At 57.6% G+C, this 25,485-nt stretch carries 15 protein-coding genes; 8 read left to right on the top strand and 7 right to left on the bottom strand.

The features are described 5' to 3' along the window. Window positions 1-59: 59 nt before the first annotated feature. The 6 genes from L1A08_RS10640 (at window position 60) to L1A08_RS10615 (ending at window position 10,669) form a co-directional block, all read left to right on the top strand. Window positions 60-1,478: an efflux RND transporter periplasmic adaptor subunit gene (locus L1A08_RS10640; RefSeq protein ID WP_238756374.1), complete on the top strand. Its 1,419-nt coding sequence runs from the start codon at window positions 60-62 to the stop codon at window positions 1,476-1,478. After that, the gene (locus L1A08_RS10635; protein ID WP_238756373.1) at window positions 1,478-4,636 is read left to right on the top strand and encodes an efflux RND transporter permease subunit; all 3,159 of its coding nucleotides are present in this window, start codon (window positions 1,478-1,480) and stop codon (window positions 4,634-4,636) included. Before L1A08_RS10640 ends, L1A08_RS10635 begins: the two co-directional genes overlap by 1 nt. Window positions 4,637-4,717: 81 nt before the next feature. Next, window positions 4,718-7,852 (top strand): WD40 repeat domain-containing serine/threonine-protein kinase, encoded by a 3,135-nt coding sequence (locus tag L1A08_RS10630; protein ID WP_238756372.1) that lies wholly within the window; start codon window positions 4,718-4,720, stop codon window positions 7,850-7,852. Window positions 7,853-8,101: 249 nt separating this feature from the next. Further along, the gene (locus tag L1A08_RS10625) at window positions 8,102-8,608 is read left to right on the top strand and encodes a hypothetical protein (protein WP_238756371.1); all 507 of its coding nucleotides are present in this window, start codon (window positions 8,102-8,104) and stop codon (window positions 8,606-8,608) included. A gap of 26 nt (window positions 8,609-8,634) precedes the next feature. Further along, window positions 8,635-8,814, top strand: a complete 180-nt coding sequence (locus tag L1A08_RS10620) for a twin-arginine translocation signal domain-containing protein (RefSeq protein ID WP_238756370.1) — start codon at window positions 8,635-8,637, stop codon at window positions 8,812-8,814. A 61-nt stretch (window positions 8,815-8,875) separates the two neighbouring features. After that, window positions 8,876-10,669 (top strand): glycosyltransferase family protein, encoded by a 1,794-nt coding sequence (locus L1A08_RS10615; RefSeq protein WP_238756369.1) that lies wholly within the window; start codon window positions 8,876-8,878, stop codon window positions 10,667-10,669. Window positions 10,670-10,678: 9 nt separating this feature from the next. Here the strand turns inward: L1A08_RS10615 and L1A08_RS10610 are convergent, their stop codons facing one another. Further along, window positions 10,679-12,538 carry a TolC family protein gene (locus tag L1A08_RS10610; RefSeq protein ID WP_238756368.1) on the bottom strand — a complete coding sequence of 620 codons (1,860 nt, stop codon included), beginning with the start codon at window positions 12,536-12,538 and terminating at the stop codon, window positions 10,679-10,681. Between the two features lie 250 nt (window positions 12,539-12,788). Here L1A08_RS10610 and L1A08_RS10605 point away from each other — a divergent pair, with 250 nt between their 5' ends. Together L1A08_RS10605 and L1A08_RS10600 are read left to right on the top strand one after the other, a co-directional pair. After that, a complete protein-coding gene (locus L1A08_RS10605; RefSeq protein WP_238756367.1) occupies window positions 12,789-14,123 on the top strand; it encodes an efflux RND transporter periplasmic adaptor subunit in 1,335 nt (444 codons plus the stop codon). Window positions 14,124-14,195: 72 nt separating this feature from the next. Continuing rightward, complete coding sequence (locus tag L1A08_RS10600; RefSeq protein ID WP_238756366.1) at window positions 14,196-17,336, top strand: efflux RND transporter permease subunit; 3,141 nt, start codon at window positions 14,196-14,198, stop codon at window positions 17,334-17,336. Between the two features lie 53 nt (window positions 17,337-17,389). Here the strand turns inward: L1A08_RS10600 and L1A08_RS10595 are convergent, their stop codons facing one another. The 6 genes from L1A08_RS10595 to L1A08_RS10570 all read right to left on the bottom strand — a co-directional run bounded on the left by L1A08_RS10595 (window position 17,390) and on the right by L1A08_RS10570 (window position 25,313). Beyond that, window positions 17,390-18,418 carry an NAD-dependent epimerase/dehydratase family protein gene (locus tag L1A08_RS10595; protein ID WP_238756365.1) on the bottom strand — a complete coding sequence of 343 codons (1,029 nt, stop codon included), beginning with the start codon at window positions 18,416-18,418 and terminating at the stop codon, window positions 17,390-17,392. 24 nt (window positions 18,419-18,442) lie between these two features. Next, window positions 18,443-19,546: a dihydrodipicolinate synthase family protein gene (locus L1A08_RS10590; protein ID WP_238756364.1), complete on the bottom strand. Its 1,104-nt coding sequence runs from the start codon at window positions 19,544-19,546 to the stop codon at window positions 18,443-18,445. A 137-nt stretch (window positions 19,547-19,683) separates the two neighbouring features. After that, the gene (locus L1A08_RS10585) at window positions 19,684-20,946 is read right to left on the bottom strand and encodes a hybrid sensor histidine kinase/response regulator (protein WP_238756363.1); all 1,263 of its coding nucleotides are present in this window, start codon (window positions 20,944-20,946) and stop codon (window positions 19,684-19,686) included. Then, window positions 20,939-21,520: a chemotaxis protein CheB gene (locus L1A08_RS10580; RefSeq protein WP_238756362.1), complete on the bottom strand. Its 582-nt coding sequence runs from the start codon at window positions 21,518-21,520 to the stop codon at window positions 20,939-20,941. The genes L1A08_RS10585 and L1A08_RS10580 overlap by 8 nt, the downstream gene beginning before the upstream one ends. Beyond that, a complete protein-coding gene (locus tag L1A08_RS10575) occupies window positions 21,517-22,344 on the bottom strand; it encodes a CheR family methyltransferase (protein ID WP_238756361.1) in 828 nt (275 codons plus the stop codon). Before L1A08_RS10575 ends, L1A08_RS10580 begins: the two co-directional genes overlap by 4 nt. Next, window positions 22,341-25,313, bottom strand: coding sequence for a response regulator (locus tag L1A08_RS10570; protein ID WP_390896874.1), 2,973 nt, complete (start codon window positions 25,311-25,313; stop codon window positions 22,341-22,343). Before L1A08_RS10570 ends, L1A08_RS10575 begins: the two co-directional genes overlap by 4 nt. Window positions 25,314-25,485 lie beyond the last annotated feature (172 nt).

The raw sequence follows: 25,485 nt of genomic DNA, 5'->3' as shown, positions 1-25,485 counted from the left end.
GCTCGGCTTCGGCTGCCGAAGCGACGAGTCCTGCTATCCGTACTGAGGGAGAAGCTGCCTTGAAGTTCTCTTACGTTGATTCCCATTTTCGCCTCTGCACGCTCTTTATCGTAGCCGGCGCGACCTTATTTCTCGCAGTCGGCTGTGGGGGAACTCAGGGTGCGCCACCGCAACAGCCGCCTCCGGAAGTGACAGTCGCCGCTCCGATTCGCAAGCAGATCGTCGAGTGGGATGAGTACACCGGGCGTCTGGAGGCGATCGACTATGTCGAGATTCGTTCCCGGGTCAGCGGTTATCTGCAGTCGATCCACTTCGACGAAGGGCAGATGGTGGAGAAGAACGATCTCCTGTTCGTCATCGATCCTCGACCGTTCCAGGCCGAACTGAATGGCGCTCGTTCCGATGTCACCCAGGCGGAATCTCAGCTGGCCCAGGCACGTGCTACGCTGGAAGACGCCAAAGCCCGCCTCAAGCAGTCCGAAGCTCAACGACAACTCGTGGAAACTCAGGTGCAGCGGGTTCGTAAGCTTCGCGATCAGAATGCTGCGACTCAGGACGAACTGGATCAGTTTGAAGCCGAGTACCTGACCGCTGAAGCGGATGTGAGCGCATCGAATGCCGGGATCAGTTCCGCGGAAGCGACCATTGAAACAGCGAAGGCGGGGATTGAGTCGGCCAAGGCTCGGGTGGAAACGGCCGAACTGAATCTGGAATACACCAGAATCTACGCTCCGGTTGCAGGCCGAATCAGTCGTCAGATGGTGACCGAAGGCAACCTCGTCAGCGGCGGAAGCGCTTCATCAACTCTGTTGACCACGATTACGTCGGTCGCCCCGATCTACTGCTACTTTGATGCGACCGAACAGGAGGTGCTGAAGTACACCCGACTGGCGCAATCGGGGGCTCGGGAGAGTTCGCGTGTCGCCAAGAACCCGGTCTTTCTGGCCCTGGTTGATGAAAAGGGTTTTCCGCATCTCGGGCACATGGACTTTGTGGACAACCGCTTCGATGCCAACACCGCCAGCATGCGGGCCCGCTGCGTCTTTCCCAACGACGATCAGGTGTTGATTCCCGGGATGTTTGCCCGCATTCGGATTCCCGGAAGTGCACCTTATCAGGCCATTCTCATCCCTGACTCGGCAATCGGAACGGATCAATCGACGCAGTTTGTCTACCTCGTGAATGACGGAATCGTCGAACAGCGAACCATTGAGGTTGGCCCTCTTGTCGATGGTCTGCGGGTTGTTCGCAATGGATTGGCGGGAAGCGAAAAAATCATCACGCAGGGCCTGCTGCAGGCACGGCCGGAAATGCAGGTCGTGACCCGGGATGGCACAATCGAATCGCTGGAAGATGGCCTGCCCGATAACTACGAGCCGCTGCCGCCCGAGCAGTGGATTTCTCCCAAGCCGGACCCACTTCCCGAATTCACGAGAACCGGGCGCAATCTGACTGCCGACAAGGAAGGGGACAAATAATGAAGTTTCCCCATTTCTTTATCGAACGCCCGATCTTCGCCTCCGTCCTCTCGTTCATCGTCGTGCTGGTCGGAGGCATCACGTATTTCCTGCTGCCGGTTTCGCAGTATCCGAGCGTGGCTCCGCCAACAGTCGTTGTGCGGGCCAGCTATCCCGGCGCGACACCGCAGGTGATTGCCGATACCGTCGCCACGCCGATCGAACAGGAGATGAACGGCGTCGACGACATGCTCTACATGGAGTCGTCGTCGAGCAGCGATGGGACGATGCAACTTACCGTCACGTTCAAACTGGGGACGGATCTGGATGACGCCCAGGTGCTGGTGCAAAACCGGGTGGCGATTGCCGAAGCCCGGCTGCCCGATGTTGTTCGGCAGATTGGCGTGACAACCCAGAAACAGATCCCCGACATGCTCATGGTGGTCCACCTGACATCACCGGATAACAGTCGGGACCAGCTTTACATCAGCAACTTCGCCTTCCTTCGAATTCGCGATGCTCTCATGCGGCTCGATGGAGTCGGGGACATCCGCATTGCCGGCGGAAACGAGTACGCGATGCGGGTCTGGCTCGACATCGAAAAGATGACGCACATCGATCTCACCGTCGGTGATATTGTCGAAGCCATTCGCAGCCAGAACGTTCAGGTCGCAGCCGGCGTGATCGGCCAGCCACCGATCGACGAGACGGGCGCGTTCCAGTTGAACGTGAAGACAAGAGGCCGACTGCAGGGAACAGACGAGTTCGAGAAGATCATCGTCAAACGCGGGGAAGATGGCCGTGTGACGCGTCTCAGCGATGTCGCCAGACTCGAACTCGGTGCTCAGGACTATTCGCGACTCAGCTATCTCGACGGCAAGCCAGCCGTCGCCGTCCTGATCTATCAGCGTCCCGGCACCAACGCCGTGGATACGGCTGCCGAAGTGAAGAGCACGATGGCGGCACTCAATTCTGACTTTCCGAAAGGAGTGGAATATGCGATCGCCTACAACCCGACCGACTACGTCGAAGAGTCGATCGCCGAAGTGTTCGACACACTTTATATCACCACCGCACTGGTCGTGCTTACGGTGTTCGTCTTCCTGCATGGCTGGCGTCCAACGATTATTCCTGTGATCGCGATTCCGATCTCGCTGATCGGAACGTTCGCCGTGATGCAGGTTCTGGGAGTCTCCCTCAATACTCTCTCCCTGTTCGGACTGGTACTCGCGATCGGAATCGTCGTCGATGACGCGATCGTGGTCGTCGAGAATGTTGAACGACTCATCGCCCAGGGTCTTTCTCCGCGGGAAGCCACCCATAAAGCCATGGACGAGGTCGGTTCCGCCCTGATTGCCACGACACTCGTGCTGATCGCAGTCTTCGTGCCGACAATGTTTGTGCCGAGTATCAGCGGGCAGTTCTATCGTCAGTTCGCAATGACGATCTCCATCTCCACGGCGCTTTCGACATTTGTCTCATTGACACTCAGCCCCGCTCTCTGTGCGCTGTTGCTGCGGCCGAAGAACGCAGAACGGAATGCACTGGGGAAATTTGTCGATGCCGTGTTCGGCTGGTTCTTCCGGCTGTTCAATCGTACGTTTGATATTACAAGCAACATCTACGCGGGGATTATCTCGCGGCTCGTGCGAATGTCCGCGCTCGCATTGCTCCTTTATGTCGGGCTGCTGGGCGCGACGTGGTACAGCTTCGGCCTTGTTCCTTCCGGATTTATTCCGCCGCAGGATCAGGGTTATCTCATCGTCAGTATTCGACTGCCCGATGGCGCGTCTCTCGCGCGAACGGACGTCGTAACAAGACAGGTAGCCGAGTTAGGCGGAAAGATTGACGGCGTCGCCCACTCGGTCGGGATCGCGGGCCTGTCGGGTTCAACGTTCACGATTGCCCCGAACGCGGCGGTGACATTCCTCCCACTTGAGGACGCCAAGGAGAGAGCCAAACGTGGACGGAATCTTGACGCGATCGTGGGAGAACTCCGCGGCAAGGTCGCTTCAATTAATGAAGCTCAGATTTTCATTATTCCCCCACCACCGGTTCGCGGGATTGGTCGCGGCGGTGGATATAAGCTCTACATTCAGGACCAGAGCGGGGCAGGGACCGACGCGCTCAGTCAGGTCACCGAGTTGATGATTACGAAAGCGAATCAGCAGCCGGGCCTGGCACAGGTCTTTTCGAACTTCCGCGTGAATGTCCCGCAGATCTTTGTCGATGTCGACCGAACCAAAGCGGAAATGCTTGATATCCCTGTCAGTAACGTCTTTCAGGCTCTGCAGGTTTATCTCGGTTCCGTCTACGTCAATGACTTCAACATTCTCGGACGGACTTACCGGGTCACCGCCCAGGCCGAACCCGAATTTCGAGATGAACCTGCCGATATCCTGAGACTGCGGACCCGCAGCGCTCGCGGCACGAGCATCGCACTCGGTTCGGTTGTGGAGATTGAACGGACGATCGGACCGGACCGGCTGGTGCGGTTCAATCTGTATCCTGCAGCCGATATCAATGGAGATACCGTCCCCGGCTACAGTACAGGGGAATCTCTGAATACGATCGAACAGCTCGCAGCCGAAAATCTTCCTCCCGGATTCGGCTACGCGTGGACTGACATCGCTTACCAGGAACGTCAGGCAGGAAATACGATCATGTTCCTGTTTCCACTCGCGGTGTTGTTCGTGTTCCTGACACTCGCTGCACAATACGAAAGCTGGCTGCTGCCGCTCGCCATTATTCTCATCGTGCCGCTGTGTCTGTTGTTTGCCATTATCGGGATCTGGTTTCGGGGAATGGACAATAACATTCTGACGCAGATCGGTTTCATCGTGCTCGTCGGGCTGGCCTGCAAAAACGCCATTCTGATCGTCGAATTCGCGAAAGCCGAAGAAGACGCCGGAAAGAACCGGTTCGAAGCCGCCGTCGCCGCCTGCCGACTTCGACTGCGACCGATCTTAATGACGGCCTTCTCGTTCATTCTTGGCGTCATTCCACTGTTAATCGCAACGGGAGCCGGTTTCGAAATGCGACGGGTTCTCGGCACCGCGGTCTTCAGCGGAATGCTTGGCGTGACACTGTTTGGGCTGTTCCTCACACCGGTGTTCTACGTGGTCTTGCGTCGCTTCGCACGCAAACCGAAAGCCGAAACACCTCCCGCGACCCCATAACAATTCTGAGTGTACAAAAGACGATTGCGACTCGAATCGCCGTGGACTTGTCGTTAGAATCAGGAATCTCATCATGAGAGGATGACGCAACCTGTAACCCCGCTTCGCGGGATGATGGTGTCCATGGAGATCAGTTGCCCCCGTTGCCATCAGCCAATCGCATTACTTGATCAAGCGTCTCTCCAGGTCTCATTCGGCCCCGAAGGAAAGACGGTCAGAGCGGATGGAGTCAACTGCAGCGACTGTGGATGGATCCCGTTCAATCTGCTCGATCAGCCCGAGCCATCAAAGGAAAAGCAGGACTTTCTCCCGGTCCAGCCGATGGTGGCGCACTTCCGATTGAACAAGATCCTGGGCAAAGGCGGGTTCGGATCGGTCTGGCTGGCGGAAGATGTCAACCTCGGCCGCGAGGTGGCGCTCAAGGTGCCCGTCGCATCGCGCGAATCGGTTTCGATGCTGTTGCACGAAGCTCAGAGTGCGGCCAAGCTGCGACATCGCAACATTGTCGCCGTCTACGAAACCGGGACCACGGCCGACGGTCAGGCCTTCATCGCCAGTGAATATATCGACGGCCTCAACCTCCGCGATGTCCTCAGTGCGGGAAAGCCGACCCACAAGACAACTGTCGATCTGCTGATCACGTTGACTGACGCTCTCTATCACGCCCACCAGGCCGGCGTTATTCATCGCGACATCAAACCGGCCAATATCATGATCGACGGGAAAGGAATTCCCTACATCGCCGACTTCGGGCTCGCGAAGCAGGTTTCGGCGGAGCAGAGCATCTCATCGGAAGGCCAGATTCTCGGCACGGCAAGTTACATGTCGCCCGAGCAGGCGACCGGCCAGTCACGATGGACCGATCATCGGACCGATATTTATTCCATCGGCGTCGTTCTGTTCGAGATGCTCACGGCACATCTTCCGTTTCGCGGCAACGTCCGGGCTGTGATCCATCAGAAGATGATGCAGGATGCTCCTTCTCCACGGGCTCTTGATCTCTCGGTTCCGAAAGATCTGGAGACGATCTGCCTGAAGTGCCTCGAACGGGACCCGGACAAGCGTTTTGCGTCGGCCCTGTTGTTGAAAGAGGAGCTTGAACGGGTCCGTCGTGGTGAGCCCATTCTGTCCCGGCCGGTCAGCTCTGTAGAGAAGATGGTCCGCTGGGCCCGACGGTATCCGCTGATCACTGGACTCAGCGGAGGCTTCGCGACAACTTTGATTGTCGGGCTGATCGTCCTGACGGTCCTCTGGAAGGCGGCTTCCTTCAACGCCGATCGAGCCAGGAATTCGCTCTACCGTTCCATGATGACCCTCGCCTCTCAGCAATTCGGCCAGGGCGATATTCGCAGCATCCGCACGACGCTTCAGCGGGTCTCGAACGATCCGGAGCTTGATCAGCTAAAGGACTTCGCCTGGCATTACTACGCCGCACTCATGGACAGCTTCCCAGTCAATGTGATTCACGGCGATGAAGTCACCGCGATCTGCCTGTCGAGGGAAGGACAGTTTCTCGCGACTGTGGGGCGGGAAGGCGAGATGGCGGTCTGGAACGGACAGAAGGGCAAGTTGATCGAGCGTGTCCGGCCGCCAAAAGGACGGTACACCAGCATCTCCTTTTCTCCCACACGACTGCATCTGGCAGCGGGAGCGAGTAATGGCTTTATCAGCTTCTGGAATCCGAGCGAGATGGAGCTGCCTTTCAAGCAGATCAAACATGGCCCTCCTGTAACTGGACTCAGTTATTCGCCGGACGGGCGGTATGTCCTGAGTTTCGGGGCGCAGGGTGCCGTCCGCGTCTGGGAAGTCGACAGCGAAGAGTTAGTCGTCGAACTTCCGTCTGGTCCGCTGGGCGCGAATGCGGCTGCATTCTCCCACGACAGCCAACGCGTCGCGGTCGGAGGAGATGAGGGGATCGTACGACTCTGGTCGATTCAGGATCGCATTAAACATCTGGAGATTCTGAACGGTCCCAACGGAATGGATTCGATCACCGGGATTCACTTTTCCGATGACGGTTCCCGTCTCCTCGTCGCCAGCGAGAACGGTCACTACCGAATTTTTTCAACAACCGACGGTGAGAGACTCGTTGAGAACTACACGTATCAGGGAAAGCTCGGCGGAGCCCTGTTCCTGCCTGGAAACGAACTCGTGGTTTCGACCGGAACGGTGCAGTCGATGGATTTGTTCGATGCGGAAAAGTCCCATCGAATCGCGACGTATCCAACCCACCGTCTCGGCACAGGAGTGCTTTCGCTCTCGCCGGATGGGCGATATCTGGCTGTGGGGAGTGGAGATGGCACGGCCAATGTCGTCCGCGTCTCTCGCATTCAACAGCAGCAGATGTACTGGCACAGCAGCCCGGTCCGCTGTCTGGCATTCAGTGACGATGGAATGTCGGTTTATTCGCTGGGACAGGGAGGGGAGATTTTGCGTCATCATCTCAAGACGGCGGAAACCACCGTGGTCCTGGAGAAGGGGGAGCATGAATCGCGCAACTTCCTCCTCACGCCTGATCGGAAGAAGATCATCCGTGCGGTCCCTCAACCAGAGATTACGTTGTGTCCCATTCAAAACTTGATCGACGGCGGACTAAAGCACGAGACGCTGACCGTCCCTCAGAACGCGATTCATGCCGTCCATGTTCCACCGGAGAGTCGTTTTCTTGTCGTCGTCAGTCGGACTGGAACTCTGTTTCGATACGAGCTCAGCTCTCCCCCTCGAATGGTGGAAGAACGGAATCTCGACGGATCGGAAGTGGTCGCAACTGCCGAGGAGGACGGACGGCTGGCAGTCAGCTTCACGTCCGGACAGACTTTTATTATTCAGATGGAAACACTGCAGATTGAACGGGAGTTGACCTTGGATGACGCTCCGTCCGCGCTCGGTTTCTGCGGCGATCATCTGATCGTCGGGACCAGCTCCGGTGCGATTGAAGCAATCGACTTTGAAGCCAGCGAGCCGGACCGTCGTCAGATGGAGGGTCACGGGGCACGAATCACCGCGATTGCCTCGTTTCCCGATCGCAAGAGTTTCGTAACCGCCAGTCGGGACCGGCTTCTTAAAATTTGGGACCTGAAGTCGGGCGAAGCAATCACCTCCCTGCAGGGTCATCGTCGTCAGATCTTTTCCCTGGCCGTCTCGGCGGATGGGCGAACCATCGCCTCCGGGGGACTCGAAGGGGACATTCTGATCTGGCGCTCACGAGCGGACTGAAAGGCCACCTCAACTTTGTACAGATTGATTCTTGACCTTGCCTGGCCGCACAGCTAGGCTCATCCCCAGTGGAACCCAAGTCTCTCTTCGTTCCACCCGCGAAAGTCTACGGCTTCACGTCACTTTTCATCCCGTCCAGCGACAAGACCTGAGGGCCAAAGTATGTCTATTCGAAGTGGAAGGTTCAGCTTTAAGAAATCCGACGCGGCCACGGGCCATCGGATTGTTCTCGGCGCCAGGAGTGAGGCGATGTACCGGATCTTCAACTCCGGCATTCATCCTTTTGAAGTCGTCGTGAACAACGACACGATCACCACGGTGCATCCACGCTATGCCCTCGATATCTCCTGCCAGGGTGTCGTCAAGATCAAGGCGCCCGCTGGCGCTGCTGATACCGATGAATTCGCGGGGATCTACGATCAGCTTTCCGATTCCCGCGAGGTTCGCTCCGGCCGCTTCAATACCGAACGTCCCGGCCCCACTGGGGAGTTTCTCATTATCGATCTGAGGAACAACGAGAGCAAGAACATCTACCGCATCTTCAATTCCGGCAAAAAGCCCTTTGACCTGAAAGCCAAACGGAGCGCCGATGGAGCTGCTGCACCGGTCGAGCTGGTGACCGTTAAGGAAGGACAGTCGATCGACCTGATCGCCAGAAAGTCAGGAGCGGCCCAGGATATCGATCAGATCTGGATCTATCGCCAGAACAACGGCGACAGCATCGAAGGCATCTACGATTACCTTGGCTCTGAATAGGTATTGATTTCGCAGGAGACCTCAGAATGTCAGAAGAGTCGGATAACCACCTGTCACGCCGAGAGTTTCTGGTCTATTCCACAGCAGTAACCGTTGCCGCCAGTGGGCTGGTCGCCAGAACTGATGCCATGGCCAATCAGGATCCGCATGCTCCGGGAGCCACGTTCATCAACGACGGCAGTCACACAATCTACGGCTACTCATGATCTGTGAGGATTCAACTGGCGACAGGCTTATAATGAATTCTGCTGTCGGAAGGACGTAGCATTGATCAGAAAGGTGCTGCTGGTCTCGGGGTCCGCAAATTTTTCGACCCGCGATGTCTGGGACGGTTACCGCACCGGCCTGCAGGTCGCCGGTATTAACGTCGTTCCTTACCCCACCTTTTCCATGCTCAAAGTACTGAGCATTGAGACGGTGTGTGCCGAGATCATCGGCACCGCGCTCGATGTGAATCTCGGCATCGACTGTGTGATCTTCATCGACGGACTCTACTTCCGTGGCGAGCGAGGACGGGTCCCGCTCTCCATTCGAAAAGCCGGAATCCCCACGGTCCTCGTCGCGACCGACGATCCCTATGAAGAGATGGGAGCATCCGACTCGCTCTATCAGTATCGTTTCAGCAATGAACGACGCTCGGCCGAAGAACTACGGTTTTATCTGCCGACCGCAACGCTTCCCCCGCCACCGTTGCCTCCGTCGCCATCTCCCACATATGACCTGAGCTTTCTTGGAACCGTCTTTGAGGATCGTCTGCCATTTCTGAAACAGATGGCCCACTTCTGTCACGAGCAAAATCTCCGCATGGTCATTGCCGGAAAGTTCACGACGGACATGGCGGAGTTCAAGCAGTTCAACAATGTCGAACTGCGATCGCGGACGATTGAGGCGGCCGAGAAGTGGGAGCTCTATGCGGAATCGCGCGTCACTCTCAATCTGTTTCGCGAGTCACAACACGCAGCAGTCTCGCCGTCCCCTCGCGTCTTTGAAGTCACCGGATACGGACACTGCGCGCTGCTGTCGGGCCCGCATCGCAAAGACGTTGACCGGCTCTTCGGCGATTCGGTCTATCAATTCCAGAACTTCGAACAGGCGACCGAACGCCTGCAGGAAGCGCTCGGCGATTCCACGGGCAGAACCGAAAAGGTTCGACGGGCACGGGACGTGACCCTTCAGGGACACCTGTACCATCATCGAGCCAGTCGACTCTGTGAAGTTCTTAAGGATCTAACCGAAGCGGACAACATGGTCTCGCAGCGAGAAGACCGGCTCGCATGGGTGATCGGCTATGGACGAAGTGGTTCGACCTGGCTGGCGGAGATGCTGGGAGACCTGCCGAAGATCAGACGCTGGCACGAACCCTACTTCGGTCGCATCTTTCGCTATCTGGCCGATCGTCCTGAGGAACTCGACCGCCCGGCTTCTTTCTACTCCCGCCGGTACCAGAAGACATGGATCAGCGGAGTCCGGGACCTCTTCTTCAATATGGTCCAGGAACGATATCCGACATTCGGTAGGCAGGCACTGGTGATCAAGGAGGTCAATACGCCGGAACTTTACCCGTGGATCCGAACGCTGTTTCCGGCCGGCAAGCTCATCTTTCTGGCCCGCGATCCCTTCGATACCCTCGACTCTTACCTGGACCTCCAGGCCCCCGGAAGCTGGAACGAACAGTTCGGTCAGAACGATGAATGGCTTTCCGAACGATCGGTTCGCCGAACCTGCGAGCATATCAGAAGCTCGGCTCTGGCTGCGGCCGAAGCGTACGAATCCTTTCCTGAACTGCAACGACTTCGACTCAATTACGAAGACCTGCTGACAGAAGCCGCCCCCAACCTGATTCGCTGCGGTCAGCTGGTTGGAATCGAAGTCGACCCCGAAGCGGCCAGCCAGGTTGCCGATGCGCATCGCTTCGACCGTCAGGTGGAAACTGGACCTGGGAAGTTCCGTCGCAAAGGGAAGGCCGGCGTCTGGCGGGAGTCCGAATACTTCACGCCCGAGGTTCTGAGTATTGCCGAAGAAGTGCTCGGGCCAATTCGAACCCGACTCGGCTATTCCTGAACAGGCGACCTATCGGTTGAGAAACTCAGGTTCCAAGACCGGCGGACAACTCGGCATCGAGGCCATGGCCACATCGACCGGCCAGCCGAGCGCCCATTGCAGTCGGAACTGAGCTTCGTTGTATTCAATGATCGAAACCAGATAGGCCCGGCGGGCATCTTCGAGAGCCCGGACCGACTGGAGCACCTCAAGCGGCAATCCCTGACCATCGCGGATGCGGCTGAGGTTCAGGCGATAAGAGTCTTCGGCACTTCGGACGGCCTGCTCGGTGATGCCAATCCGAGCCGAACGATGAATGACCTGAGAGTGAGCTTCCGAGACCTCCCGGGCGATCTGGTCAAGCACGCGAACCTTCTCGAATTTTGCCTGTTGAATCTGAGCTTCCGACTGCCGACGAGCCGCCCCTTCGCCAAATCCCAGGTTTCGCACTTCCCAGGTCAGCATGGCATCGAAGTCATAACGGTCGTCGACATTTCCCAGCGTATTGCCGAGTCCCCCGCCGAATCCGCCGGTGCTGAGTCCCAGCAGCACGCTCGGAATGAATGGCGAATACTTCTGCCGACGGTATTCTTCCCAAGCCGCTGAAACCAGCGCCTGAGCCTCTTTCAACTCGGGCCGATTCGACAATCCGGTTCCAATCAGGCATCCCTTGTCGAGCTCGCAGGAGACAAGCTCAATCGGAATTACGGTTGGATCGAGCGGGACGATCCGCTGACATCCATCGATGCTGAGTGCCTGCGCGAGTCGTGCGGACGCCACATCGGCCCGTTCACGCGCGGACGCCAGCCGGTTCTCAACCAGTCGCATTTCTGTCTGCAGGCGATCGGCGTCCGCCTGCAATCCCTGACCGGTCACGGCGTAGTCGCCAGTCAGCTTGGACAACGTCGCGGTCCTTGCCAGCGACTCTTCAACAATCCGCAGATCCTGCTCGGCATCGAGCAGTTCGAGGTAAGCGAGCGAAACGATCAACAACTGCTCGTTCATCACTCCATTGGCCGCATGACCACGAGCCCAGGCCGTTTTCCGGGCGACATCAGGCTGGAAGATCGCATCGGCGAGTTCAAACTGAGCCACGATACCGGGTCGCGGCGTCGTTCCCGCACCAGTGGCTCCGGCTCCCAAACCGTACTGAAACGAATTGCGATTCACGTCAACAATCGTTCCGTCGCTGGCTTGATAGTTGCCATCGTGCTTGTGAAAACTCAACCCCGGTTGAATCGACGGCAGCCAGAGGACATTGGCCTGTTCGAGTCTTGCATAGGCTTCCTGAACTCGCCACTGCGCGAATCCGACGGCCGGGTGCTGACCGCCGACCATCGACAGGGCGGTCGGCAGGTTCATCGTGATGACATCGTCTCGATGGTGAGGCAGCGGGCAGGGCTGCGGCGTCCTCTCAAGTGGACGGCTTCCCTCGGCAATCGGACCGGGCAGGGGAGCGAGCTCCTCGATCGGTCGCAGATCGGCTCCGCCAGCCAATGTGACGGCTCCCTCATTCTTCGTTCCCTCTTCGATCAGCTGAACGCGGTAGGTCTTCCCATTAATCGTCAGCTGCCCTTCCTGCAGAGCTGCGGCGGAAGTCTCCAACTCATGCCCCACGGGCTGTATCGGTGAAGTCTCAGGCGAGTTTGCTTCAACGACGCTTTGAGGAGCGTGGACCGACAGGCGAGTCCGATTCCGTTTCGGAGACGCGATCATCGAACTCCGCTGATTCAGTGCAAGGTTCGACTTCCACGGGGACTCGATCGCCACGTCCAGATTCGCCCGTCCCGGAGCTCCCACAGGAGCTGGACCAGCATTTTCCACCAGGCCGCGATTGCCGGCACATCCGAGGGCGCAGCAGACCGCAAGAGAATACATTTTCAAACGCATTGAGCTAAATCCTCTCCCTGGATCGATCACTCCTGTGATTCCGAATTTGTCGACGGAATCATCTGTAAGGATTTATTCGGCCGTCCCGCCTCGCATCAGCAACGAAGGAGCCTTTGAATTCGTAAGTTTCGATCGCTATCCAATCGCTCCACGCAGACTTGCGGACTATACTGGCTGGCGAGACTGGTTAAGCCGGGAAGCCCGCGGAGCCCCTGCGGGTTGCCCGCCGTAGAAAGCAAGAGAAGACCGCATGAGACCCAGAATTGCTCAATTCCTCACGCTCAGCCTGCTGTGCGTTCCTCCCGTCCTGCTGACCTCGGGCTGCTCGCAGGTTCAGTCGCAGACAACGAAGAAAATCGAACAGAAACTGATCGCAGTTCAACCGGTGACTCTCGTTCAGGAGGAGATTCAGCGGACGTCGACTCAACCGGCAACCGTCCATCCGTTTTACGAAGCGGAGATCCGCGCCCGGACGACTGGCTACGTCAAAGAAGTCACAGCCGACATCGGCGACTTCGTCGAATCCGGATCGACTCTGATAATCATTGACGTGCCGGAACTCGAGAAGCAGCGCGAAGTGCTCGAAGCCGGTATCGTCCGGCGGCGTTCTGAAGAGAAACGAGCCGAAGCCGGTATCGAACTGGCCCGAGCCAACATCCAGGCCGCCGAAGCCGGGGCGCAACAGGCTCGCTCGGAAATGAGCAGTGTCGAGGCTTCTCTGGCCGCAGCGGAGTCGGAGTTCAGCCGGACCCAGGATCTCGTTCAGCGTCAGTCGCTCGAAAGTCGCGTGCTCGATGAAGTTCGCCAGCGACGGGATGCTGAACTCGCCCGGCTCGACGCGGTCAACTCAGCCATTCAATCGGCTCAGGCGGAAGTCACTGTCGCAAATGCAAAACTCGCTTCGGCTCAGGCTGATCTGGAAGCCGCCAAAGCGGAAACCTCCGTAGCGGAACGGGAACTCGAACAACTCGAGGTCCTGGTTGGTTATGCCACCATCAAAGCACCGTTCTCCGGCATTGTGACCCGACGCTCGGTCGATCCGGGAGATCTCGTTCGTGAGGCCAGCGAAGTCGGAAAGGGTGAGCCGTTCTTCGTCATCAGCCAAATCGACAAAGTTCGCGTTCAGATTCCAGTTCCCGAGATCGATGCCGCTCTCGTCAGCCGGGGAGACTCAGTCGAATTGTCACTTCCTTCATTCCCCGCAGAAACACCAATCACGGCGGAAGTCACGCGGCTGACTGGAAGTCTTGATCCCAGTACCCGCACGATGCTCGTCGAAGCGGAACTCGATAACTCAGAGGGAAAGCTCCTCCCGGGCATGTTCGGACAGGCGACGATCTCGCTTAACAAGAAGGTGGCGGCGAATATGCTGCCCGCCCGGGCTGTTCGCTTCAGCGACACAGGCGACGCCTTTGTCTACGCTATCTCTGCCGACGACACCGTTTCCGTGGTGGCCGTAACAACCGGACTTGATAACGGCTCGGCGATCGAAGTTCGATCTGGCCTCGAACCGGGCCAGCGCGTTATCGACGCTCATCTGAAGCGATTCACCGACGGACAGAAAGTGACCGTCCTCTCGAACTGATGACGCCCGACAGCGTCCCGTCATTAAAGTTCACCTCCTCTCCACACGCGCACCTACCCCACTGAGAGTTCCATGGGCCTGATTAACTTCTCACTCCGAAACCGCTTTGCGGTTCTCGCCGCCTCGATCGCCCTCTGTCTGCTCGGTGCGGCGGTGATTCCCGGCATCACGGTCGATATTCTGCCGGACTTCAAAAAGCCAGTCGTTGTCAGCTTCTTTTCGTACCCGGGATTGCCGACCCTCGACATGGAGAAGTCTGTCACATCCCGTGTAGAACGAGCCCTGACGCTCGCCGGGAAGATTGAACATCAGGAATCGCGCACCGTTCCCGGAGCCGCGGTCATCAAGGTGTTCTTCCAGCCTGGAGCCGATGCGAGTTCGGCGATGAACGACATCGTGAACCTCGAAGCCAGCGACATGTTTCACCTGCCGCCAGGCATCGAGTGGCCGTTCACTCTCCGCAGTGAACCTTCAAACCTGCCGGTGGTGCTGGCTGCAATTTCCGGTGAAGGGCTGAGCGAATCGGAACTGTACAGCATTGGTTACTACGCCGTGCGAAACAAAATGGGGGGGCTCAAGGGCGTCCAGATTCCGCATCCCTTTGGCGGCAAATTCCGCCAGATGATGGTCTATGTCGATCCCGCAAAACTTCAGGCACATCACGTCAGTGCGACCGACGTGGTCGATGCCCTTACCAGGTCGAACCTCGTTCTTGCAGCCGGGACGGCTCGGCTCGGAGGGACCGATTACCAGATTCATCCCAAGAACACGCTGCCCACTCCAGCAGAGATTGAAGCGATCCCCATAACGGTTCGCGAAGGGCGGCCGATCTTCATCCGCGACGTCGGGCAGGTTCTGGACGACGCGGCTCTTCAGTACAACATTGTGCGAGTAAATGGAAAGCGAAGCGTCTACTGCCCGCTGCTGCGTGAACCAGGCGAGAATACGATCGCCGTCGTTGATCGGATCCACGAAGGAATCGCGGCTGAGATTCCTAAGATGAAAGAGCGGGGCGACATTCCGGAAGCGACCGAGGTCACACTCGTTTCCGATCAGTCCCATTACATTCGCAACGCCATGTCGAATCTCTACAGCCAGGTCGGGCTGGGAGCATTGCTCGTGACCGTTGTGGTCCTGGTCTTCCTGCGTCGATTCCTGCCAACATTGATCATCGTCTCGATCATCGTGCTTGCGATTCTAATCGGCGGCCTCGGCTTCGCGTTTACCGGCCAGACAATCAATGTGATGACTCTCGGCGGAATCGCCCTGGCAATCGGCACAGTGGTCGATGCCGGGATCGTCGTCGTGGAGAATGTGATCCGCCATCAACGGATGGGCAAGTCACCCTTCGACGCGGCTCGCGAGGGGACGCAGGAAGTTTCGGGAGCGATTCTCGCCGGAACCGTGACCACGCTCGCCGTGTTCCTTCCGGCCGTCTTCCTGACCGGCATGATCAAATATCTGTTCGAACCGCTTTCCCTCGCGGCAACGTTCACAATCGGTGCCTCCTACATCCTCGCTCTGACAGTCGTGCCGGCGTTCTGCGCCACATTCGTTCGGGAACGCGTGCAGAACTCTAAGGTAGTTGACCAGAACACTCTGGCTGACGAAGCGCGCCCGCGCGGAGCATACGGACACTTCCTCAATGTCGCCCTCAGGGTTCCGATGCTCAGCACACTGGTTATTGTGGTCGTCGTGGGAGCTTCATTTCTGCTCTGGCCGATGATCGGCACCGAGTTGTTTCCGACCGTCGATGCAGGTTCATTCGAGATCCGCATCAAGACTCTCCCCGGAACAGAACTGAATGAAACCGAGAATCTGGTTGAACGGATTGAATCGACGATCAAGGATGTCATTCCCGAAGAACAGATCGAGACGCTTATCGCCAATATTGGACTGCCAGTCGGCAAAGGCGCCGGATTCTCGACGGTACTCAGTTCGAACTCCGGCCCGGACACCGCCTATCTGATCGTCAATCTCAAGCAGTCCAACCGCACGACGAGCACCAAGGAATATGTGGAGCAACTTCGCGAACGCTTCGCGGACGACTTCCCGATGGAAGAGTTTCTCTTCGTCTCAGGAGGTATCGTGAACATGGCTCTCAACGAAGGAATCCCGACTCCCATCAGCGTGCAACTCTCGGCCGGGACGCTGGAACAGTGTCGTGTAGCCGCCGAGAAAGTGGTTGAGGTTGTCCGTCAGATTCCGGGCACGGCTGATGTGCAGATCGCTCAGTCACTCGATTACCCACAGTTCGACGTCCAGGTCGATCGCACCCGGGCCAAATATCTCGGCGTCGACCAGGAAGACGTAGCCCAGACGGTGCTTACCGCTCTCGGCTCCAGTGTCGGCTATTCCCCGACGATCTGGATCGATCCCAAGTCGGGAACTGACTTCTTCATGGGAGTGCAGTACGCCGACAACGAATTCCAGTCGCTCGACGAGATTCACAACATCCCACTGGCGCTCGATACCCCCAATGGGCCGATTACCGTTCCGCTGTCGAACATTGCGACCGTGAAGCGAGTGACCATCCCGGGGGAGATCTCGCACTACAACATCGCTCGCGTGAATGATGTCCATGTGAACGTTACCGGTCGCGATGTCGGATCGGTTGCCCGGGACGTCGAGCGGGCCCTCTCCGAAATCGAGTTCGCTCCCGGCGTCACGACTTCAATTCGTGGACCAGTGGAAACGATGAAGTCCGGAATGAGCCTGCTGGGAACCGGGCTTGTCGTGGCGGGAATCCTGGTGTACCTGGTGCTGATGGCCCAGTTCAAATCGTTCCTGGATCCCCTGATTATCATGCTCGCTGTTCCACTTGGACTCGGCGGAGTGCTTGCCGTGCTGTACCTGACGAACACATACCTCAACATCCAGTCGCTGATGGGTACGCTGATGATGATCGGCGTGGTGGTCAACAATTCGATCCTGCTGGTCGAGTTCGCCAACCGGCGGCGTGAGGAAGGGCTCTCTGGACGGGATGCCGCGATGTCGGCCGCTCAGATCCGCCTGCGGCCCATCCTGATGACCTCGCTGACCCTGGTCGCATCGATGCTTCCGTTGTCGTTCCAACTCGCCCCTGGCAATGAAGCGATGATTCCGCTGGCGCGGGCTCTCCTCGGCGGCATGATTGTGTCCACCGTGCTGACGCTGGTCCTCGTTCCCTGCGTCTACTCGCTGATCCATCGACGAACTGTCGCGACAACCTGACCAATGCCCGCCGGGCGGTTCACCGGGCCGTGGAATCTACTTGGGTGGTCGGATCAGAAGGCCCCCGAGCGGGTTTCGAAGTGCGTCGGCTTGTTGAGCAGTTCCTGGTCCGCTTCGATCCACGCAGCCGTCCAGTCGACGATGTCATTGACACGCACCCGCGGTGAACCGAAGAGCTCGTGCGACCGGCTGGCGTTGCTCAATAGAGCGTTCTCGGCTTCTGCTCCCGAAAATTGTGGCGTGACGTTGAAGCGTCTGGCGAACTGCTCGGCGAGCCAGCGCACGCTGATCGTCTCCCGTCCGGTGATATTCAGAATCTGTGCCGGCGAAGTCGCATGGCTCAGGGACTGCAGGATGTGATCGACCGCGTCTCCCTGCCAGATGAGGTTGACGTACCCCATCTCCAGGTCCACCGGTTGTCCTGTTCGAATCTTTACGCCGATATCAGTTGGCACACCGTATCGCAGCGCCACCGAGTAGTTGAGCCTGAGAATACAGCAGGGCGTTCCAAACTTCTGCGAAGCATTGACGAACGCCTGCTCGCGACCGAGACAGGACTTGCCATACTCGCCGACCGGTTCCGCTGGATCTTTCTCCGTAGCGCCGCCGGATTCGTTGTGAACGTAGGAGTAAACATTCCCGGTGGAGAGCGCCGTGATCCGTGACGCGCGGAAGCGTTCGGCGACCAGCGCCGGCATCAGAATGTTGAATCGTTGAAGCAGATCAGGATCGTTGCTGGTCCCGAACTTGATCCCGGCGAGAAAAATCACATTTCCCGCGTCGGGCAGACCGTCGACTTCGGATCGTTCGGTGAGATCGGCACTGATGGTCTCAACGCCAGATTCTTCGAAACGCTGGCGAGCTGCTTCATCGCCGAATCGCGAGACCGCATAGATTCGATCGCTACGCCCGGCGGCCTGTAAGGCTCGGCTCAACATCCGAGTCACGTGATAACCCATCTTGCCACCCGCCCCGAGAACAGCGAAATGTTCGGGAGCAGTCGAGAGTGTGTCGATCACTCGTGGCGTGGGACGAGTGATGAACTCGTCCAGTTCTTCAGCATCGTGGAAAGGATTCACCATGGTCGTTGCCTGTACGTGTGGAGCTCAAACGAGCCAGTCGTCGAGTCGACCGCGAACGAAGTTATCGTCCGACAGATGAGCATACCCATGACAGATCCGTTCGATCTCTCCGGCCTGCCCCGGACTCAACCCGGCATCCGGGTCAAGCAGCCAGTTTCCTTCGAGCAATCCCTGCCGGACGAGTACATAGTGAATGCCGGGTACGCATCCCTGAAAGCCATGAGTGGCGTCGAAAATGGCCTGATTGGCATCGGTGAGTTCCGCGCCCAGGCGCAGCAAATCGCGAGGTATCGGCATCCCCGACTCCCGGATCACTCGGCAGCGATTCAACAACTCGACTGCCCGCCGTGTCCAGACCGCCCATTGACCGAGCAGTCCTCCGGTAATCTGCAGTTCGACCAGCCGCCCGTCGATCTCGAAGCGATAAGGGGTCAGCAGATCAGCGACGATATTATCATCGTTCCCGGTATAGAGAGCGATATCGTCCCGGCCCGAAGCTGCGACCGCTCGAAGCACATCGAGTGTCTGATAGCGATTGAAGCAGGCAATCTTGATCCCCACGAGTTCAGGAAGTTCGCAGAGCCCTTTCCAGAATTCGAAGGGCAGGGGACGTCCGCCACATGCTTCCTGCAGGTAGAACCCGAAGATCGGAATTGTGCTGGCGATGGTCCGACAATGGTTCAACAGTTCTTCGACACTCTGCCCCTTCAGTCCACCCAGGTTGAGCAGGGCGGCATCGTAACCGAGGTCCGCAGCGGACTGTGCCTCAGCCAGAGCCTGAGAAGTGAGGCCGCACACCCCGGCGACGCGGTAAAAGGAGCGTCCGGAAGTCGCTTCGAGTTGATTCAGTTCATCGGCGACGACTTCAAGGAGCGGCTGATACAGTCCGATGGCAGGATCGCGCACTTCGAACTGGGTGGTATGAACACAGATCGCCAGCCCGCCTGCCCCCGCCTCCGCGTAATAGCGAATGAGCGCCCGTTGACGCTGCTCGTTGAGTTGCCGCTCGGCTGTCAACGCAAGTGGACACGCGGGAATCACCAGTCCACGCAGCAGGGAATCATGTTTCGACGGAGAAGTTGCTGTGGTCTCAGAAACTTCACATCGTTCGACGGCGAGGTTGTTCATCTGCCGGTCCCGAAAGAATTAAGCATTTCAGAGGAGTCGAGCGAGCACGGTCTGTCTATTGCTTCGTCACTTTATCCACGTTCGGTCCCACGTGGCAAACCCATCGGAAAAATAAAGCCCGGGACATCGTCATGCGCTCAGGTCGAGCTATTCATTGGCGAAGACTGACCGCGTGTCTCACCGACGCTGATCTGCTCCTGGTCTGCCGACTCCGAAGAAGCCAGCGGAAGGAACACGATGAACTCCGTCCCTTCACCTTCTCCCTCGCTGCGGGCCTCGATTCGGCCGTTGTGCATCTCAACCAGTCGCTTAACAAGCGTCAGACCGATTCCCAGGCCCCCTTGAGATCGAGGAAGATGCTGGCTGACCTGGGTGAACATCCCGAACACATCGACCAGCATTTCAGCGGGGATGCCCACGCCGTTGTCGCGAACGGATACGGTCGCCATGTGCCCTGTCGAACTGACGAGCAAATCGATTTGTCCGCCTTCCGGTGTGTACTTCGCAGCGTTGTTCAAGAGATTGGAGATGACCTGGGCAAGACGCACGGCGTCACCCTCCACGAACAGGGGCTGCGGTGGCAGATCGACTGTGAGTTGATGCTTGTTGGACTCCACAAGTGGCGAGCTGGTCTCGACAGCATTCCGTGCGACATCCTGAAGGGGGACGACTTCACGACGCAGTTCGATCTTGTCGCGCGTAATCCGGCTGAGATCAAGGAGATCGTCGATGAGCCGCACCATATGCTGGACCTGACGCTCAACGATCTCGTGAACCTCGACGTATTCGGACGGTTCCAGATTTCCCCATCGAACGAGGTGCACCGCATTGAGAATGGGCGCCAGCGGATTGCGAAGTTCATGAGCTAGTGTCGCCAGGAACTCATCTTTCCTGCGGTCGGCCTTTTTCAGGGCGTCGGTGTATTGTCGGGTCTGATCGAGCAGCCGGGAGTTCTCTTCGAGCAGCGTCTTGAGTTCATCGCGTTGCCGGGAAACTTCCTCCCGCTGCCGATACAGTTCGAAGAACACTTCGGCTTTGCTCTTGAGGATGTCGGGTTCAATTGGCTTGTGCAGAAAGTCGACCGCTCCGGTTTCGTAGCCTTGAAACCGTCGCTGTTTGTCGTCACCAGCCGCAGTCAGAAAGATAATCGGGATTCGCTTCGTTCGCTCTGTCCCGCGCATCAGTTCGGCGAGCTCAAAACCATTCATTTCAGGCATCTGAACATCAATCAGCGCCAATGCGAAATCGTATTCGAGCATCGCCTCCAGTGCTTCGGCTCCCGATCGGGCGCGAATCAGCTTCAGTTCTTCACGACGGAGCACCGCTTCGAGAGCAATCAGGTTCTCTTCCCGGTCGTCGACCATCAGATAATGAACGGGTGGAACAGAGGGGTCAGTCATTGCTCCCTCCTTCATCGATCAGGAAACTGGCAATCTGGTTCAACGTCATCACTCGGGCTGCAGGGCAGTGTGCCAAGGCGGATTCGGGCATGAGCGGAGCCTGCGCCTCGGCAGGAGACTGCACGATGGGCGTTCCTCCCGTTTTCCAGATCTCGCGCAGTCCACTTGCGCCGTCGCTATTCGCGCCTGTCAATACAATACCAATCAATGCCGCTTGATATGCATCGGCGGCTGTCTCAAATAATACGTCAATCGATGGGCGAGAATACTGTACCGGCTCTTCGCTGGAAAGCGAGATTCTCCCATCCGCTTCCACGAGCACGTGATAATCGGGCGGTGCGATGTAAATCATTCCCGGCTGGATGGATTCGGTGTCCTCGGCCTCTTTGACCGGCAAGACGCAACGCGTCTGAAAAAGCTCCGGCAAAGTACTGAGATGGTCAGGGGGAAGATGAACAACAATCAACACGGGCAGCCGGAAAACTTCCGGGAGTCGGGGAAGGATCGTATTGATCGCTTCGATCGCGCCACTCGATGCGCCAATGACTACAGCCTCGTAAGACCGTCTGTTCATTGATCTCCCCGCTTCTGATAGATTCGTACGTCCTTTGCAAAATCCGTGAATGCCTCGGCGTGCTCGGTGAACCTCAAGGTTTCCCGAGATCCCAGCCCCAAAAATCCTCTGCGAATCAGCGATTCTTTCATCAGCTCCACGGCTCGATTCTGAAGCTGCCTGTCGAAATAGATCAGAACATTCCGACACGAAATCAGATGCATCTCCGCGAAGACGGCATCGGAGACCAGGCTGTGGTCCGAGAAGACAACGTTTCGGGTCAGGCTCTTGTCAAAGGCAGCTCCCCCGTAGGCAGCAGTATAGTAATCGGAAAGTGAAGACTTTCCTCCGGCCAGCTGGTGATTCCTCGTGAAAAGCGGAATTCGATCGACCGCATAAACGCCCGCTTCTGCTTTCCTCAGCGCTTTCGGATTGACATCGGTGCCATAGATGAGCGTTCGATCTTCCAGTCCCTCTTCACGAAGCATGATCGCCAGCGAGTAGACTTCTTCACCGTCACCGCAGCCAGCGACCCAGATCTTCAACGAGGGATAGGTCCGCAGATGCGGCAGCACCTGTTCGCGCAACGCTTTGAAGTACGTCGGATCCCGGAAGAGTTCGCTGACCTGAACGGTGAGATAGGAAAGCAGCTGCGGGAATGCATCGGCTTCGTGAAGCACTCGGCCCTGAAGCTGGGAAACGGTCTCGCAACGAAAGTGCGTCAGCGCCTGACGCAATCTTCGCTTGATCGATGCCATCGAGTAACCACGAAAGTCGTAGTGAAACTGCTCGAAGACCGCTTCCAGCAGAAGCTTGATCTCAAGATCGATGATGCGATCGGTCACAGTCCCGCTCCCTGCCGCGGCATCCAGACACGAATCAGCGACAGCAGCTTCTCGACATCGAGCGGCTTGGCGAGATAGTCGTTGGCACCGGCATCGAGGCAGGTCTGCTGATCGTCCTTCATCGCCTTCGCCGTCAGCATGATGATCGGCAACCGCTTACATTCGGGACGTTCTCGAATGGCCTTCGTGGCGGCAATCCCGTCCATCTCCGGCATCATTACATCCATCAGAACCAACTCGATACGAGCCGAGGGATCGGCGATGCATTTATCGATCGCTTCCACTGCTTCGCGACCGTTGCGGGCGATCTGCAACTTTGCTCCAGAAGGTTCGAGGATGCTTGTCAGTGCGAAAATATTGCGAACGTCGTCTTCGACAACCAAAATATGACGATTCTCAAGAGCGGAATCACGGCGGCGGGCCTGCTCGATCATTCGCTGCTGTTCGACCGGCAGTTCGGAGACAACCTGATGGAGAAAGAGCGTGACTTCGTCGAGCAGACGCTCTGGAGATTTCGCGCCCTTGATGATGATCGACTTCGAGTATCGTCTGAGCTGCTGCTCCTGTTCGACGGAGAGATCACGCCCCGTGTAGACGATCACGGGCGGGAATGAATAATCGTCTTCCTGGCTCAGGGTTTCGAGCAGGGAGTACCCCGATGCATCGGGCAGGGTCAGATCGAGCACCATGCAGTCAAAGGTTTCGGCTTTCAGTTTCTCAAGGCATTCGGAGGCACTCTGCGCCCCGATCGTCTCGACCACTTCCGACCGCAGCAGGGCATGAAGGCTTTCCAGCTGAACCGGATCGTCTTCCACAACCAGGACCCGACGCATGCGCTGGGACAATCGCGTCTCAAAGTTCTGCAATACGGAAACCAGCTCGTCCCGGGGAACCGGCTTGAGCATGAAGCCGACCGCTCCCATCGACATCGCCGATTCCATGTAATCGTTGCCGGAAATCACATGCACAGGAATGTGCCGCGTGCGGGCGTCATTCTTCAGACGATCGAGAACCGAGAGCCCGGAATGATCCGGGAGGCCAACATCGAGAACGACAGCGCTGGGCTGGTATTGCTGAGCCATGGCGACCGCGTCCTCAGCCGTGTGGGCAATCAGACACTGGAATTCGCTTTCATGCGCGAGATCGTACAGAATACGAGAAAACTTCTGGTCATCTTCGACAACCAGCAGAATGCGATCCCCGACGGAGAGCCGTTCCCGATCGTCATCGGCTCGCCGAGGCCGATCGGTCTGCGTCTTCCGGTCCTTTTGCGAATTGACTGTTGCCACCACAGCCGGCTGACGTCCGGAGACTTGAGCCGGCCGCTCTGTTTTCCGTGGTGACCGCTCGTCCGGTTGCCCAGGCTGATACGCGAGCGGAATTGTCAATGTGAATGTGCTGCCCTTGCCGAGCTCACTGTCGAGTTCAATATCGCCTCCCAAAAGTTGAGCCAGCTCGCGAGAGATCGACAGCCCCAGCCCCGTGCCACCATGCTTGCGGTGTGAAGTGCTGTCCGCCTGCCGGAAAGCTTCGAAGATGACGGCCTGCTGTTCGTCGGAAATTCCCATGCCGGTGTCCGTCACGGCGAAGGCGAGCTTGTCCTGGCCAGCCGGGGAAACCTTGAGTTTTACACTTCCAGTCTCCGTGAACTTGATGGCGTTCGACATCAGGTTCTTGAGAATCTGTTCGAGTCGCTGACCATCCGTTTCGATCTCCGAGGGACAAGCTTCATCAATGATCAGCTCGAATTCCAGACTCTTCTCATCCGCCAGAGGCTGCAGCCCGCGCCCGACATCCTCCAGGAGTGGTCGCAGCCTGAGTTCTTCGGGCCGCACCTGCATCTGTCCGGCTTCGATCTTTGAGAGATCGAGAATATCGCTGATCAGATTGAGCAGATCGTTTCCAGAGGAGAGAATTGTCCTGGCGAATTTGACCTGTTCCTCGGTCAGATTGCCATCGGTGTTATCGGCCAGCAGTTTGGCCAGAATCAGCGAGGAGTTCAGGGGCGTCCGCAGCTCGTGGGACATGTTCGCCAGGAACTCCGACTTGTACTGACTGGACTGTTCGAGCTCGCGAGTCTGCTGTTCAAGCGACTTCTGGGCCCGTTCCAGATCATCCTTCTGTGCTTCAAGAAGTTGCGTCTGTTCTTCGAGCTGTGTATTGGACTGCTCAAGTTCGGCCTGCTGCAGCTCGAGTCGAGTGGCTGTTTCCTTCAGTGCGTTGCCTTGTTCTTCAAGTTCTTCATTCGCGACCCGCAGTTCCTCGCTTTGCGTCTGCAGCTCTTCGCTTTGCCGTTGTGTTTCTTCCAGCAGAGTTTGCAGATGAGCCCGATAATTCGCCGATCGAAATGCCAACGCGATCGACTCAGAAACTCGCTTCAGAAGAAGTTCAGAAGACTCATCGGGAGTCTCCAGGAAGCCGACTTCCAGCACAGCCACCACAACATTGTCAGCAATTGCCGGGCAGATCATCAGATGACGCGGCTTCGATTCCCCCATGGCCGATCCGAAAGTGAGATAACCATCGGGGACTTCGTTCAGAAGAAAGATTCGCTCATCACGAACCGCCTGGCCCAAGAGACCGTCTTTCAGACCGAAACGAGTCGGAACGGAATTGTTCGCGGGAATGCCATATGTGGCGACCCGATCGAATCCGTCTCCTTCCCGGGCGAAGCACGCGCCGACAGTCATTCCGCCGTAATCCGCCAGATGGCGGAGAATACTTTCTCCCAGCTGAGTCAGCCGCTGGTCACCGCTCATTGCTTTGCTTAACCGGGTTTGCCCGAGTTGCAGCCACCGCTCGAGATCGATTGCACGCTTGTTCTTAATGAAGAGCCACGAGACCGTCGCCATGGCCCAGATCGTGATCATGCCGAAGCCACGATTGATCTGCGCGACAACCCGATCGACGCCAGGAGCATCCGTGAACAGCGTGCAAACCATGAAGGCCGTCGTCGCGAGGGCGACCATCAATGGGAGCTGAGGTCTCCAGGAAAGAAGCGTGAGTCCGACGGGGACCAGATAGAACACCCAGACGGTCAGTCCGAGAGGTGTAAACAGGTCCGCCAGAAGCACGGCGGCGGAAGACGAAGCAATCGCCAGGTAGAGCAGAGAAGGCGTCGTTTTACGCAAGGGATCGTCG

Source organism: Rubinisphaera margarita (assembly GCF_022267515.1).
Classification (GTDB): domain Bacteria; phylum Planctomycetota; class Planctomycetia; order Planctomycetales; family Planctomycetaceae; genus Rubinisphaera; species Rubinisphaera margarita.
The sequence above is the reverse complement of the archived record's forward strand: the minus strand, read 5'-3'. Positions and strand labels throughout refer to the sequence as shown.